Raw genomic sequence first — 13,609 nt, 5'->3', positions numbered from 1 at the left:
TAGGGCCCATGCCCGGTGGTGGGGGCCGTGCCCTCACCGCCGCCGCCGGATCTCCCCGAGACTCAGCCCGCCGATCGCGTGGGCCAGCCCGAAATAGACGACCAGCCCGACGACGACATAGGCCGCGAGGAAGGCCAGCCGCATCGTCGATCCCACCGGGTCCGGCAGGGCCATCCGCATCCCCAGCAGCACCAGCGCCATGGCGAGGGTGGCGATCAGCAGGCGGGGCAGGCGCCGGCGCAGGCGGCGGTCCGGCCGCCAGTGGCCGCGCCGGCGCAGCAGCACGGCCAGCGCGATCACGTTGACCCAGGCGGCGATCCCCGTGGCCAACGCGATGCCGACATGGGCGAGGTACTGGGTGAGGATCAGGTTCATCGCCAGGTTCAGCACGACGATGACGAGGCTGACCTTCACCGGCGTCGCCGTGTCCCCGCGCGCGAAGAAGCCGGGCACGAAGGCCTTCACCAGCACGAAGGCGGGCAGCCCCAGCGCATAGGCGACAAGGGCGACGGAGGTGGCCGCCGCCTCCAGCTCCCCGAAGGCGCCGCGCAGGAACAGGGCGGAGATGATGGGCCAGGCCAGCACCGCCTGCGCCGCCGCGGCGGGCAGGGACAGGGCGAGGGAGAGCTCCAGCGCCCGGTTCATCGTGCGGTGGGCGGAGAGCGGCCTGCCGCTGCGGAGTTGCTTCACCAGCAGGGGCAGCATGGCCGTGCCCACCGCCGCGCCGATCACGCCCAGCGGCAGCTGCCCGATCCGGTCCGCATAGTAGAGGTAGGACACGGCGCCCGCCGGCAGCAGCGAGGCGATGATGACGTCCACCGCCAGGTTCAGCTGGGTCACCCCCGCGCCGACAAGGCCCGGCACCATCCGGCGCAGCACCAGCCGCACCTCCGGCGTGATGCGCGGCAGGGAGACGATGCGCAGCGGCATTCCCGCCCGCGCCGCCGCGATCCAGACGAGGATGAGCTGCGCCGCGCCCGAGACGGTGACGCCCCAGGCCAGCGCGTGCCCGGGCGTGGGCACGATCGGCGAGAGGACGAAGAGCGCGGCCATGGAGAGCAGGTTGAACAGCACCGGCGCGCCAGCGGCGGCGCCGAAGCGGTCCAGCCCGTTCAGCACGCCGGAGATCAGGGCGGTCAGGCAGATCAGCAGCAGGTAGGGGAAGGTGATCCGCGTCATCTCCACGGCCAGCCCGAAGCGCAGAGGGTCGTCCGTGAAGCCCGGCGCCAGCACCGTCAGCACCTGCGGCATGAAGATGATGCCGAGCACCGTGAGGAGCGACAGCCACAGCGTCATCAGCGTGGACATGCGCTCCGCCAGGAAGCGGGCCTGGGCGGCACCTTCCGTGGTCAGCGTGGCCGCGAAGGCCGGCACGAAGGCGGCGTTGAACGCCCCTTCCCCGAACAGCCGCCGGAACAGGTTCGGCAGCTTCAGCGCGATGAAGAAGGCATCCGCCACCGGCCCGGCACCCAGCGAGGCCGCGATCAGCATGTCCCGCAGGAAGCCCAGCACGCGGCTGGCCATGGTCCAGCCGCCGACGGTGAGGATGCTCTTCAGCATGGCGCCCCGGCCCTAGCGCAAGGGGTCAGCGCGGCGGCAGAAAGCCGACGATCTCCTCGGCACGCGCCACGATCGGCTCCGCGATCTCCCGCGCCCGGTCCGCCCCGCGCCGCAGCAGCGCGTCCACCGCCCCGGGATCGGCCAGCAGGCGCCGCGTCTCGTCCGCGATCGGCGTCAGGTGCGCCACCAGCGCATCGGCCAGGATGCCCTTGAAGGTGCCGAAGCCCTGGCCGCCGTGCTGGCGCAGCACCTCCTCCGGCGTCGTGTCCGTGATGGCGGCGAGGATGCCGACGAGGTTGCGCGCCTCCGGCCGCCCCTCCAGCCCCTGCATCTCGGAGGGCAGCGGCTCCGGATCCGTCTTCGCGCGGCGGATCTTCAGGGCGATGGTGTCGGCATCGTCGTTCAGGTTGATGCGCGACTGGTCGGAGGGGTCCGACTTGCTCATCTTCTTCGTGCCGTCGCGCAGGCTCATCACCCGCGCCGCCACGCCCATGATGTGCGGGTCGATATGCGGGAAGAAGTCCACGCCGTAGTCGTGGTTGAACTTCTCCGCGATGTCGTTCGCCAGCTCCAGGTGCTGCTTCTGGTCCTCGCCCACCGGCACGCGCGTGGCGTGGTAGGCGTGGATGTCGGCCGCCATCAGGTTCGGATAGACGTAGAGGCCTGCGCCCGCGTTGTCCCGGTCCTTCCCCGCCTTGTCCTTGAACTGCGTCATGCGGTTCAGCCAGCCGATGCGGGCCACGCAGTTGAAGATCCAGGCCAGCCGCGTGTGCGCGTGCACGTGGGACTGCACGAAGAGGATGCAGCGCTCCGGGTCCAGCCCGCAGGCCAGCAGGGCGGCGGCCATGTCGCGGGTCTGCCGCGTCAGTTCCCGGGGGTCCTGGAACTGGGTGATGGCGTGCTGGTCCACCACGCAGAAGATGCACTCGTTCGTGTCCTGCATCGGCACCCAGTTGCGCAGCGCGCCGAGGTAGTTGCCGAGGGTGGGAACGCCCGAGGGCTGGATGCCCGAGAAGACGCGCTGGGACATGGAGGATGGGCTCCTGGCCGCCCGGCGGTTGGAGCGCCGGGGGCTTCGTTGGGTGGGCCAGGGGTGTCCCGCCCCCGGCACGCCGCGTCAAGGCGCCCGGGCCGGTCCCGCCCGGCACATCAGGCCTGCGGCTCGGCCAATACGGCCTCGGGGGCAATCCCGGGGGCGGCCTCGGGTGCCCCCTCCAGGGCGGCGAGCAGCGCCGCGCGCTCCACCGGCTTCGTCACGTGCCCGTCCATCCCGGCGGCAAGGCAGGCGGCCACCTGCTCCGGCATGGCCCCGGCCGTCACCGCCAGGATCCGCAGCCGCCCGGCCGGGCCGTGCAGGGACCGGATGCGGCGCGCGGCCTCCAGCCCGCCCATGCCGGGCATCAGCACATCCATCAGGACCACGTCGGGCAGGGGGCCGGGATCCTCCAGCCTCTCCAGCGCCGCCTCCCCGCTCTCGGCCTCCGCCACGGAACAGCCCGCCCGCTCCAGCATGATCCGGAGGACAAGGCGGTTCACGGCCACGTCGTCCACCACCAGCACGCGGCGGGAGGTGGGCGCGGGCACCGTGCGGCTGGGCTCGGGGCAGGCGGGCGGGGGCGGCGCGGCGTCCGCCAGGGGCAGCCAGACCTCGAAGACGCTGCCCTTGCCGTCCGGCGGGGAGCCGAAGCGGATGGAGCCGTTCATGGCCTGCGCCAGCCCGGCGGAGATGGCCAGGCCCAGCCCCGTCCCGTTGCCCTTCGCCACCTCCCGCGTCGCGCGGCTGTAGTCCTGGAAAAGGCGGTCGCGGAAATCCTCCGGCACACCTGGCCCGTCGTCCCGCACGGTGAGGACAAGACCGCTGCCCTCTTCCGGCAGCCAGCGCCGCCGCACGGAGAGTTCCACCACCCCGCCCGGCGGGGTGAACTTCACGGCGTTGCCCAGGAGGTTGTGCAGGATCTGGCGCACCCGCCGCGCGTCGCAGAGCACCGCGTGCGGCAGGTCGGGGGCGACCTCCACCACCAGCCGGACGCCCTTGGCGGCCGCCACCGCCCGCGCCAGCCCCGCCGCATCCGCCAGCAGCGGGGCCAGGGTGGCGGGCTGGGCCGCCAGGGCCAGCCGCCCGGCCTCGATGCTGGACAGGTCGAGCACGTCGTTCAGCAGCGCGTTCAGGTGCCTTCCCGCCCGCTCCAGCAGGGCCGCGCGGTCCCGCTGCTCCCCACCCAGGGCCGGATCCTCCGCCAGGGCCTGCGCCAGGCCGAGCACGCCGTTCAGCGGGGTGCGCAGCTCGTGGCTCATATGGGCGAGGAAGCGGCTCTTCTCCGCATTGGCACGGTCCGCCGCGTCCCGCGCGGCGCAGATCGCGACCTGGGCCTCGCGCCCCTCCTTCTCCCGCGTCAGGGCCACGAGGAGGAGGGCGGTGCAGCTGGCCGTGGCGGTGCCGAGGATGACGAGGGCATCGAACCACAGCGCCCGCGGCATGCCGTCCGCGGCCGCGACGATCGGCTGCAGCACCAGGCAGGGCAGGCGAAACAGATAGACGGCCGCGTTCACCAGCAGCACCGCGACGATCAGCCGATGGGAGCGCAGCCGCTCCGTGTCGTCGCCGCGATGGAATTCCAGGGCGGCGGCCATGTTGTACCCCGCGGCCACCAGCCCCATGGCCAGCACCCGCGCCGCCATGCTCTCGTAGAAGGCCGGCACCTGGCAGAGGACGAGCCAGGCCAGCGCCCCCGCCAGCACCGGCCCGGGCATGACGCGCCGGCCGGAGAACTGCCGCGCCCCGGCCCAGATCAGCCCGTAGGTCAGGGCCATCAGCGCGTTGCCGATCTGGATGGAGACGAAGCCCGGCAGGACGCCCCGGGCCGCGAGCAGCGGCAGGGCGATGGCGGCAAGGCTGTGCCCCACGCCCCAGCTCGCGATGGCGACATGCCGCCGGTCCTGCCACCAGAGGAGGAGGAGCGTGGCACCGCAGGTGACGGCGAGGGAGAAGCTCAGAACGAAGGCGGTCGGCGCGTGAAGCAAGGGCCCTCCTCTCGGCGGCAAGGGCCATGCTAGCGGGATCGTGAGCACGCAACCAGAGGTATATAGTTTTCGAACCCTTCAACCCGAGGGTGCATCACCCGGGAAGCCGGCTACTCTCTCCTTTCAAGGTTCCCAGCCCGGGGGCGCCATCTCGAAGCCCTCGAACAGGAAGGCGGGGCTGACGGTGCAGCCCGTCAGCGTCCAGGCACCGAGGCTCTCGGCCGCCTGCCACCACCCCGGCGGCACGTTCGCGAAGGGTGTCTCCCCGGCCGAGAGGTCCGGCCCCAGCCGCACCCCGTCCGGCACCCCGCCATCGGAGCGACGGAGCAGGAGCGGGGCGCCGGCGTGCCAGTGCCAGCCCTCCGCCGCGTCCACCCGGTGCCAGTGGCTGCGCTCCCCGGCCGCGAGGAGGAAGAGGATGGAGGTCCCCGCACCCCGCCCGCCATCGGCCGGGGCATCGCGCCAGGTCTCGCGGTAGTGCCCGCCCTCAGGGTGCGGGCGCAGGTCCAGCGCGGCGATGACTGCGGCCGCGTCCAGCCCGGGATCGCGCAGGTCCATGGCGGGCGCTCAGCCCTTGAACACGTCCTTGCCGCGCCGCCGCTCGGCCAGCGTCGCCTCGTCCCCCGCCCGCAGGAAGGGGTTGGTGGCGCGCTCCCCGTCCAGCGTGGTGGGCACGGTGGGGTGCCCGGCCTTGCGCTGCGCCCGCACCTCCTCCGCACGCGCCTTCAGCGCGGCGTTGTCCGGCTCCACCGTCAGGGCGAAGCGGGCATTGCTCTCGGTGTACTCGTGGCCGCAGAGCACCAGCGTGTCGCCGGGCAGGGCGTCCAGCAGGCGCAGGGCACGGAACATGTCGGCCGGCGTGCCCTCCAGCAGCCGCCCGCAGCCCAGCGAGAACAGGGTGTCCCCGCACAGCACCGCGTGCGCCTCGGGGATAAACAGCGCGATGTGGCCGATCGTGTGGCCCGGGCTGTCCAGCACCTCGATCGTGCCGCTGCCCAGCGGCACCGAATCGCCGGGGCGCACCGAAAGGTCCAGCTTCGGCAGCCGGTGGGAATCCGCCGCCGCGCCCAGCACCTTCGCGCCCGTCGCCGCCACCACGCCGGCCACGCCGTCGATGTGGTCGGGGTGGTGGTGGGTCAGCAGCACCCAGTCCAGCCGCCCGGGCTCCGGCATCTCCTGCAGCGCCGCCAGGTTCGGCTCCACCTCGCCGGGGTCGCAGAGCGCCACGGTGCCCGTCGCCTCGTCCCGCAGCAGCCAGGCGTAGTTGTCGGAGAGGTTGGGCACGGCCCGGATCGTCCAATTCCCACGCTGGGTCATGCAGTGCTTTCCCTCTGGTGTCAGGCCGGATTCGCCGCCCTATATCGGCTTCATGGCCGCCGAGGTCCACTTCACCGCCCGCGGGCTGCAGGGCTTCTACGAGGCGCCGCTGGGCGCGGTGACCCGGCGCGTCCTGCGCGCCCGGCTCCGCCGCGCCTGGCCTGAGCTGACGGGGCAGGAGGTGCTCGGCCTCGGCCATGCCGGGCCCTATCTGCGCCTCTGGCGGCGCGGCGCGGCGCGCCTGGTTTCGGCGGCGCCGGAAGTCCTGGGCGCGGGCGGCCTGCCGCCCTGGCCGCCGGACGGCCGCAACGCCACCGCCCTGGTGGAGGAGGATCGCCTCCCCTTTTCCGACCTCAGCTTCGACCGGATCCTTCTCGTCCACGGGCTGGAGGGCGCGGAGAATGCCCGCCGCATGCTGAGGGAGGCCTGGCGCGTGCTGCGGCCGGAGGGCCGGCTGCTCGCCGTTGTGCCCAACCGCCGCTCCGTCTGGGCGCACCTGGAGCACACCCCTTTCGGCCATGGCCAGCCCTACTCCCCCCGCCAGCTCGCCCGGCTCCTGGAGCGGTCCATGTTCACGGTGGAGGCGCGGGAGGCCGCCCTCTTCGTCCCGCCCTTCGCCTTCCGCCCCCTACTGCGCGGCGCCCGGCTCTGGGAGGCGGCCGGCGAGGCCCTGGCCCCCCAGTTCGGCGGCGTGACGCTGATCGAGGCCCGGAAATCCGTGCTGGCGCCCCTGACCCGCCGCACGGCCCCGGCCCGCCCCCGCCGCGTGCTGGCGCCCCAGCTCCTGCCCCAGGGTGCGTGGCAGAAAGCCGGTGATGAAGCCGCGGCGGCAACGGCGCGTTCTTCGCTCCCGTCCGGGGAAGCGCCCGGGGCCGTCTGAACGGCCCCTGCCGCCTCCCCGATCAGAGATCGAGGAGCGAAAGCCATGAACCGTACCGCCTTCCTTGCCACCGCCGCCCTGCTTGCCTTCGGCGGCACCGCCCTGGCCCAGACCGCCACCACCCCGCCGGGCACCGTCGCCCCGGGCACCGTCATCCCCGGCCAGGGTGTGGTCCTGCAGCCCGGCCAGCCCATCCCGCCGGGCATGGTGCAGTCCGGCACGGTGATGACGCCGCCCCCCGGCCAGCAGGCCGGCAATACCCGCGTCGGCCAGCTTCAGTGCGACGTCTCCGGCGGCATCAGCTTCGTCTTCGGCTCGACGAAGGACCTGTCCTGCGAGTTCAAGCCGGCGAACGGCCCCGCCGAGCGCTACTCCGGCGAGATCCGCCGCTTCGGCGTGGACCTCGGCTTCACCGGCCGCGGCACGATGGTGTGGACGGTGGTGAACACCGGGCCCGACATCGCCCCCGGCAGCCTGGCCGGCACCTATGGCGGCGCCTCCTCCAACGTCGCGGCGGGCCTCGGCCTGGGCAGCAACGTCCTCATCGGCGGCAGCCGCGACCAGGTGGCCCTGCAGCCGCTCTCCATCGAGAGCAGCACGGGCATCAACGTGGCGGCAGGCATCGCCGAGATCACGCTGAAGGCGGGCGGCTGATCCCGGGGAGGCCAGGCCTCCTCGAACTCACCGGGCCGGGGGAGGGAGAACCTCTCCCCCGGATCCCCCACGCTCCATCCGGCTCGCCGGCCGGAAGCACCGCCACGGCCATGATCGCCGGTCCGCCCGGACGTCCGGCGAGCCTCAGACCGCCTCAAGCCGATGGCCGGCGACCGTCTCCTGCTCGGGGACACGCCGCAGGGGCATGGCGGCATCCCCGATCTGCACGACGATGTTCCGGCGCGGGGAGGAAGACGTGTTCATCCCGCCGCCGTGCAGCACCTTCGGATGGATGAGCACCAGGTCCCCGGGATCGCAGCACACCACCACGACGTCGCTCTCCGGAGGCTGCCAGCCACCCGGCGGGGCGGGCTCGGCCACCTCGGCATCCGCCAGGAGGTGGGAGCCGGGAATGAAGGCTGTCGCACCCCCGTCGCGGAACATGCCATCGAGGCAGAGCATCGCGCGCACGAAGCAGGAGGCCGCGGGCGAGGCGTAGCCGTTCGGGTAGTCCCGGTGCCACCCGATGGCACGGCCGAAGCGCCGGTGCTTGATGGTGACGTTCATGAAATGGGCCGCCAGGTCCCGCACCCCCAGCGCCATCCGCGCGGCGGAGACGAGCGCCGGCTGCCGGAGGACCTCCCAGAACAGGGGATCGAAGGCGACTGGATCCCCGAGGATAAAGATCGCGTCTCCCACCTCGGAGGCGGCGATGCCGCCGCGCCGCGCCTCCGGCAGGTCCCGCTCGAAGGTCAGGCGCTCCAGTAACTCGGGCGGCAGCCCGGGCACGGCGCCCTGCACCCGCTCCAGCGCATCCCGCAACCCGGCCAGGAGCGGCGGCGAGACCGCGTTCCCGACCACGGCGAACCCATCGCGGGCGAAAGCCGCGCTGTCGAAGCTGCTCTCCAAGGACACGACTCGCATCACCAACCCCGGCCAGTACAGGCCCCGGCGGATATGATCGCAACCAGCGGGCGGGCGCCTGCCCGCGCTCCCACCCCGATACGGCGGCGCTCGTAAGGCCAGGACCGGTCCGCCCTTGCGGCCCCTGCCCAGCCAGCGCATCCAGGCGCATGCCAGACGACACCCATCGCTTCGGCGACGACCGCCTGACCGCCACCGTCCGAGCGGAGGGGGCGGAATTGCAATCGCTGCGGGATGCCGGCGGCGGGGAGTGGCTTTGGCAGGCCGGCCCGGAATGGCCGCGCCACGCCCCGATCCTGTTCCCCATCGTCGGCCGCCTGCCGGGCGATACGCTGCGCCATGCCGGGCAACCGCATCGCATGACCCAGCACGGCTTCGCCCGCGACAGCCGCTTCACCTGGCTGTGGCGGGACGGGGCGGGCTGCGCATTGCGGCTGGAGGACAACGACGCGACGCGGGCGGCCTATCCCTTCGCCTTCGCGCTCGACGTGGAATGGGCGGTGGCCGGCGGTGCCCTGTCCTGCACCGCCACGGTCCTCAACCCCGGGGATGGGCCCCTGCCCTTCCTGATCGGCGGGCACCCGGCCTTCTCCTGGCCCCTGCCCGGCGCTGCCTCGGCGGAGGGCCACCACCTCACCTTTGCCGGCATCGGAGCCCTGGCAGCGCGGCGCCTGACAGGCGGGCTGCTGGATGCCTCGGAATACATTTCGCTGCGGGATGGAACGCTGCCGCTCAATCAATCCCTTTTCGAAAAGGACGCGATCGTCCTCCCGGATTTTCCCGCGAGGAAACTCCGTTACGCCGCTCCCGGCGCGGCGCTGGAAATGCAGTGGGATGGCTATTCCGACTTTGGCCTCTGGTCGAAACCGGGCGCTTCTTTCCTCTGCCTGGAGCCCTGGTGCGGCACCGCAGCGCCGCTGGGCTGGGACGGGGAATTTATGAACCGACCGGGCGCCACCGTCCTGGCGCCGGGACAATCCCGGCGCTTCAGCTGGCAGGTCCGGCCGGAAAGAAGCCCGGATTAAATCCGGAACTCGTCCTTCTTGCGGCCGGAAGCCTCCATGGCGGAAAGCCATTTCGGCATGCGGCCGCGCCCGCTCCAGGTTTCGCCGTTCGGGCCGCGGAAGCGCGGCGCAACGGACCCGCCGGCGTCGCGCCGGGTGCGGCGGCCGGTAGAAGCCGGCCCCTGCGCGGCAGCACTGGGAATCAGGGATTCCAGCTGCAGCCCCAACTGTGCGGCCTTGCCGCGGAATTCCTCGATCAGCGCATTCCGCGCCTCATCCTGTTTTTCCGCGCGCTTGGCTTCTGCGGCCTCGATCAGCGCGGTTAGTTCCTGCGCGCTCATTCCATCCAGATCGACGATGGATTTCTGCTTGGTGTCGGCCATGGGCATCTCCTCGGTAAACGGTTCCACAAACCCGACTGCGAATCGGGCCGACCCGCGGAATATCCTTATCCCCGAAGATAATGTCTAGCTTTTCCCAATTCGGCAGAAAGTCAGAGGACGTTCGATTGCGGGGCGTACCGTCAATCAAATCAACTTCGGATCAATTTCTGGAACAAACCTCATTTTGCTCCGGCTGGGATACGGCAGGGCAGCGCCGACGAAAGCCGCTGATCCTTCCCACAAACATCGGGCCCACTCGTCAGAGGTAAAGGCGTATGGGCCCAAAAAGCCCCTAGCCGCGCTTCCCCGCGGAAAGTGCGGAAATCACTGGCCCGGGCTGAAAAGGCGGAAGTCGCCCCAGCCGGTTCTCAACGATCGCGAAAACCACGGGCTCCCCGGGCCGGCGCGGGAGCAGGCGGCCATCGGCCCCGGTTTCATAGAGGGTCATCGTCACCGCATCCGCCACGTTGCCGCCCACGGCCTCCGCCACCCCCGCCCCGGTGCGGATCACCAGGTCGCAATGCATCGGGCGGAACTGCCCGGCCTCCGGCAGGCGCGCGCGCCAGCCGGGAAGCGGGTGGCGGGACCGGTCGGCGCAGATCAGGTCCCCGGGCTCCGGCGCGCGCTCCACCACATCGTGCGGCACGAAGGGCGCCCGGGCCGGGAACTCCGCGGCGTCCCGCAGGATCGCGTCCAGGTAGAAGGCGTGGGAGGCGGAGGCGTGGAACTCCCTCTCGTCCACCCCCGCACCACGCATGAGGAAGGAGACGAAGGCGGCGGACCAGGCGGGCTCCGACCACACGCCCTCTACCGTACGCCCCTCGAGCTGCGCGGCCCAGCGGGCGCGGTTGCGGGAGACGGCGGCGGCCGCCTCCGCGTCCGGCACCGCGCGCCAGTAGGCCAGGACGCGGGGGAAGGAAGCGGTCGCCCCCTCGCTCCCCGCCGGGGGGCGGGGCAGGCCGGGCCCGGCGGTAATCCGCCCCCATTCCACCCATTCCGCCTCTGCGATCCGCAGCAGCCTCTCGCGGACGGAAGGGGGGTAGGCGATCGGCGCCTCCCGCACGGGCGGGGGCGGCGCCACGGCGCAGCCGGAGAGTGCCAGCAGGGCCAGGAAGGCCCCCGCGAGATGCCTCAAGCCGCCACCCCGCCGATGGAAAGCGCCACCTCGTCCGGCGAGAGCACCGCGAGGAGCAGGGCGGCGATGCTGGCCGCGTCCGGCTCTCCGGCACCGCCCGGCAGCACCTCCAGCCGTTCCTCCCGCGCCCGCAGGCGGGCGGAGAGGGTGCCGAGCAGCGCATCCCGCACCGCCGCCAGCCGCTCCATCGCCGCCGGGCCAGGGGAGACGGCCCCGGTGCCCGCCAGCAGCTCCGTCGCCCGCAGCCCGCGCAGCAGCATCGCCAGCGCGGGGGTGGAAACCGGCCCGGAGATGTTGACCCCCGCCAGCCCGGTTCCCTCCGGGGAAAGGGCGAGGATCGCCTTCCGCAGCGCCTCCTCCACCCAGGGCTCGCGAACCAGGGTGGCGGCGCGCGCCAGCGCCAGGATCGCCGCCCCGTGCGTCGCCAGCCCCGCGCCGATCACGCCTTCCGGCGAGGCGGCGGCGGCGAGCTGGCCGAGAAGGACGCGCAGCCGCCGCCTCTCCCGCGGCAGTCCGCCGCCCCGCCACAGCGCGTCCATCACCAGCACCAGCGATGCCAGGTCATCCGCCGGGAGAGCCAGGCCCTCCCCCTCCTCCGGCAGCATCGCCAGGTGCCGGTCCAGCGTGTCCCGCAGCCGCGCCAGCCGGTCGCGCTGCACTGGCGGGTTGAGGACCGGGGCGTTCAGCAGCACGGAGGCCATGGCCACCAGCGGCGCGCCGACCGCGGTCTGGCCAGGGTCGCGCCCGGCCAGCCCGTCCAGCGAGCGCATCACCCGCAGCCCCGCCTCCGGCGTGCCCCGCGCCACGCCGCGGGCCAGCAGCCGGTCCTCGCGCAGCGTCACGGTCCCGCCGCGGGGCACGTCCGGCACGGTGTGGCGCAGCACCACCCAGTGGGGAACGCCGCCCCGCGCGTTGACGCGCAGGCTGAACACCGATTCCGCCGCGCGCGGGCGGATGTGCAGCGCCACCGCGCCCTCCTCCGGCCCGCCCTGCCAGAGGTGCACGGATTCCAGCGGCCCGTCCGCGACCTTCTCGTCATCCGGGAAGGCACCGTCCGCGCGGCGGGTCTGCCGGCCATCCTTCCCGAAGGAAAGGTGCGCGAACGGCACCGCGCCCTCGGACAGCGCGTCCAGCGCCGTTGTCAGCCGCACGCTGGCCAGCCCGGCCTTCGCGCCCGCCTTCAGGATCACGGTCAGCCGCAGCACCGGGTCGGCGGCGGAGGCGCGGTACTCGTAGCGCACGGTGCCGGCCAGCACGCGCATCCCCGGCGCGGGCGCCAGGTGCAGCTCGCTCTCGTGCCACATCACCACCCCAGTGCCCTCGGCCTGCACCCCCTGGTCGGTGACCGCGTCCTCCACGTCCAGCGTGCCGGGACGCAGGTTGAGCCGCCCGAGCAGGCCGGGCACCCCGCCCTGCAGCCGGAGCCGCACCATGTTGCCGGTGTGCAGCACGTCCCGGTCCCGCCCGTCGCCCCGCAGCCGCTGGCGCAGCACGCCGTGGGTCAGGTCGCCCGTGTACTCGTGCCAGGGCGTCAGCACGCGCAGGTCGCGCGGCTCGGCGCGCAGGATCTCGGCGTGCGGGGCCCGGGGCGGCAGGGCGCCGCGCGGCGCCGGCCCCACCTCCTCCATCATGGCGGCGGTGAAGCCCAGCGCGGCATCGGCCAGGGCGGGATCGGTGGCTCGCAGGGCGGGAATCGCCATCAGCTCCGCCGTCAGGGCATTGTCCCGGGTCAGCAGCGGCGCGCCCGACTCCTCCGTCTGCGCCAGCCCCGTCAGCGGCTGGCCGTCCACGCTCACCTGGCGCAGCAGACGCCGCAGCGAAGCAAGGAGGCGGTCGCGCTCCTGGGCATGGAGCAGGTCAGGCATGCGGCCGCGTCCTCATTCATCGTCCGGGAATGCGGGTGAATGGTAGGACAGAACCCGCGCCGCGAAAATCCACGCACCCTGCGAAAGAACACATCCTGGCCTGTCGCCGCCCCTGGCCCCAGGGAGGCCTGGCCACCCCGGACCCCGCGATCGGGCTGCCGCGGATGGAATGACGGAAGTCGCGCAGGGAGCTTTCACACCGTGTCGGCCAGGGCCGCGGTGCCAGTCACCGAGGCTCATGGACCCTCGGCGCACCCTCATCGAGGCATCCCGCGGCAGCCTCGAAGAAGAACATGAGAGGGGATCCAGGAGGGAGAATTCCTTTTCTCCCCCTGGGGCCACAGGTGCTGCCCCTGCCGCTACTTGATCTCTTCCTCCGGCATCGCGCCGAAGAACTCGCTCCGCCGCATCCACCCCCGGTAATCCGCCACCTGCACCTCGCACCAGACCTGCCCGGCCTCGCAGAGGCGGATGCGGCCGAGCACGCCGGGCTTCAGCCGGGCCACGACATGGGCGCCCTCCTCCGGCCGGCGGCGAAGCACCCGCTCCTCCCCGGCTACGACCAGGGTACGGCGCCCCGTGAGGTTGGACTGGTGGACCCAGCCCTCCGTGCCGTCCATGTCACGGATGCGGCGCCACAGCTCGAACTCCCGCACGATCTGCACGGGCAGGTCCTTCCGCTGGTATGTCCACTCGATCGGGTAGCGCGTGCCGGGGCCGGACCGCATGTTCACCTCCTCCGCCCGCAGCGCGGCGAAGCGCGGCAGGGGCAGCTTGGTGACGGAGCCTTCGGTCGGCTGCGGCTCCGGCGCGGGCTCCGGGGCCGGTGCGGGCGCGGCGGGTGCGGCGGCCGCCCCCGCGGCGGC

13 protein-coding genes are annotated in these 13,609 nt (G+C 72.9%); 3 read left to right on the top strand and 10 right to left on the bottom strand.

Annotated features, from left to right (window positions below; translation table 11 throughout):
• Positions 1-33: 33 nt before the first annotated feature.
• From murJ to gloB, 5 genes are all read right to left on the bottom strand, one after another.
• Positions 34-1,560, bottom strand: coding sequence for a murein biosynthesis integral membrane protein MurJ (murJ, locus tag NRP21_RS07485; RefSeq protein WP_257715562.1), 1,527 nt, complete (start codon positions 1,558-1,560; stop codon positions 34-36).
• Between the two features lie 25 nt (positions 1,561-1,585).
• Complete coding sequence (gene trpS, locus NRP21_RS07480; protein ID WP_257715561.1) at positions 1,586-2,590, bottom strand: tryptophan--tRNA ligase; 1,005 nt, start codon at positions 2,588-2,590, stop codon at positions 1,586-1,588.
• A 119-nt stretch (positions 2,591-2,709) separates the two neighbouring features.
• The gene (locus NRP21_RS07475; RefSeq protein WP_257715560.1) at positions 2,710-4,581 is read right to left on the bottom strand and encodes a hybrid sensor histidine kinase/response regulator; all 1,872 of its coding nucleotides are present in this window, start codon (positions 4,579-4,581) and stop codon (positions 2,710-2,712) included.
• Between the two features lie 123 nt (positions 4,582-4,704).
• Positions 4,705-5,139, bottom strand: a complete 435-nt coding sequence (locus NRP21_RS07470) for a cupin domain-containing protein (RefSeq protein WP_257715559.1) — start codon at positions 5,137-5,139, stop codon at positions 4,705-4,707.
• 9 nt (positions 5,140-5,148) lie between these two features.
• Positions 5,149-5,898, bottom strand: coding sequence for a hydroxyacylglutathione hydrolase (gene gloB, locus NRP21_RS07465; RefSeq protein WP_257715558.1), 750 nt, complete (start codon positions 5,896-5,898; stop codon positions 5,149-5,151).
• On the opposite strand from gloB, the gene NRP21_RS07460 reads away from it, so the two are divergent.
• A complete protein-coding gene (locus NRP21_RS07460; protein WP_257715557.1) occupies positions 5,897-6,778 on the top strand; it encodes a methyltransferase domain-containing protein in 882 nt (293 codons plus the stop codon). The two genes, gloB and NRP21_RS07460, sit on opposite strands and share 2 nt — an antisense overlap.
• A gap of 45 nt (positions 6,779-6,823) precedes the next feature.
• A complete protein-coding gene (locus NRP21_RS07455; protein WP_257715556.1) occupies positions 6,824-7,432 on the top strand; it encodes a DUF992 domain-containing protein in 609 nt (202 codons plus the stop codon).
• A gap of 144 nt (positions 7,433-7,576) precedes the next feature.
• On the opposite strand, the gene NRP21_RS07450 is transcribed toward NRP21_RS07455, so the two are convergent.
• A complete protein-coding gene (locus NRP21_RS07450; RefSeq protein WP_257715555.1) occupies positions 7,577-8,356 on the bottom strand; it encodes a phytanoyl-CoA dioxygenase family protein in 780 nt (259 codons plus the stop codon).
• 149 nt (positions 8,357-8,505) lie between these two features.
• Here NRP21_RS07450 and NRP21_RS07445 point away from each other — a divergent pair, with 149 nt between their 5' ends.
• Positions 8,506-9,381 carry an aldose 1-epimerase family protein gene (locus NRP21_RS07445; RefSeq protein ID WP_257715554.1) on the top strand — a complete coding sequence of 292 codons (876 nt, stop codon included), beginning with the start codon at positions 8,506-8,508 and terminating at the stop codon, positions 9,379-9,381.
• Here NRP21_RS07445 and NRP21_RS07440 read toward each other — a convergent pair.
• The 4 genes from NRP21_RS07440 to NRP21_RS07425 all read right to left on the bottom strand — a co-directional run.
• Positions 9,378-9,743, bottom strand: a complete 366-nt coding sequence (locus NRP21_RS07440; protein WP_257715553.1) for an H-NS histone family protein — start codon at positions 9,741-9,743, stop codon at positions 9,378-9,380. The two genes, NRP21_RS07445 and NRP21_RS07440, sit on opposite strands and share 4 nt — an antisense overlap.
• A gap of 292 nt (positions 9,744-10,035) precedes the next feature.
• Positions 10,036-10,878: a DUF2272 domain-containing protein gene (locus tag NRP21_RS07435; RefSeq protein ID WP_257715552.1), complete on the bottom strand. Its 843-nt coding sequence runs from the start codon at positions 10,876-10,878 to the stop codon at positions 10,036-10,038.
• Complete coding sequence (locus tag NRP21_RS07430) at positions 10,875-12,743, bottom strand: hypothetical protein (RefSeq protein ID WP_257715551.1); 1,869 nt, start codon at positions 12,741-12,743, stop codon at positions 10,875-10,877. Before NRP21_RS07430 ends, NRP21_RS07435 begins: the two co-directional genes overlap by 4 nt.
• A gap of 359 nt (positions 12,744-13,102) precedes the next feature.
• Positions 13,103-13,609: SH3 domain-containing protein (locus tag NRP21_RS07425; RefSeq protein WP_308219868.1), on the bottom strand; the 507-nt coding region annotated here is incomplete at its 5' end.

The organism is Roseomonas populi, assembly GCF_024594815.1.
Taxonomy (GTDB): Bacteria; Pseudomonadota; Alphaproteobacteria; order Acetobacterales; family Acetobacteraceae; genus Roseomonas; species Roseomonas populi.
Note: the sequence above shows the minus strand (reverse complement) of the source record. Positions and strands in the feature narration are given on the sequence as shown.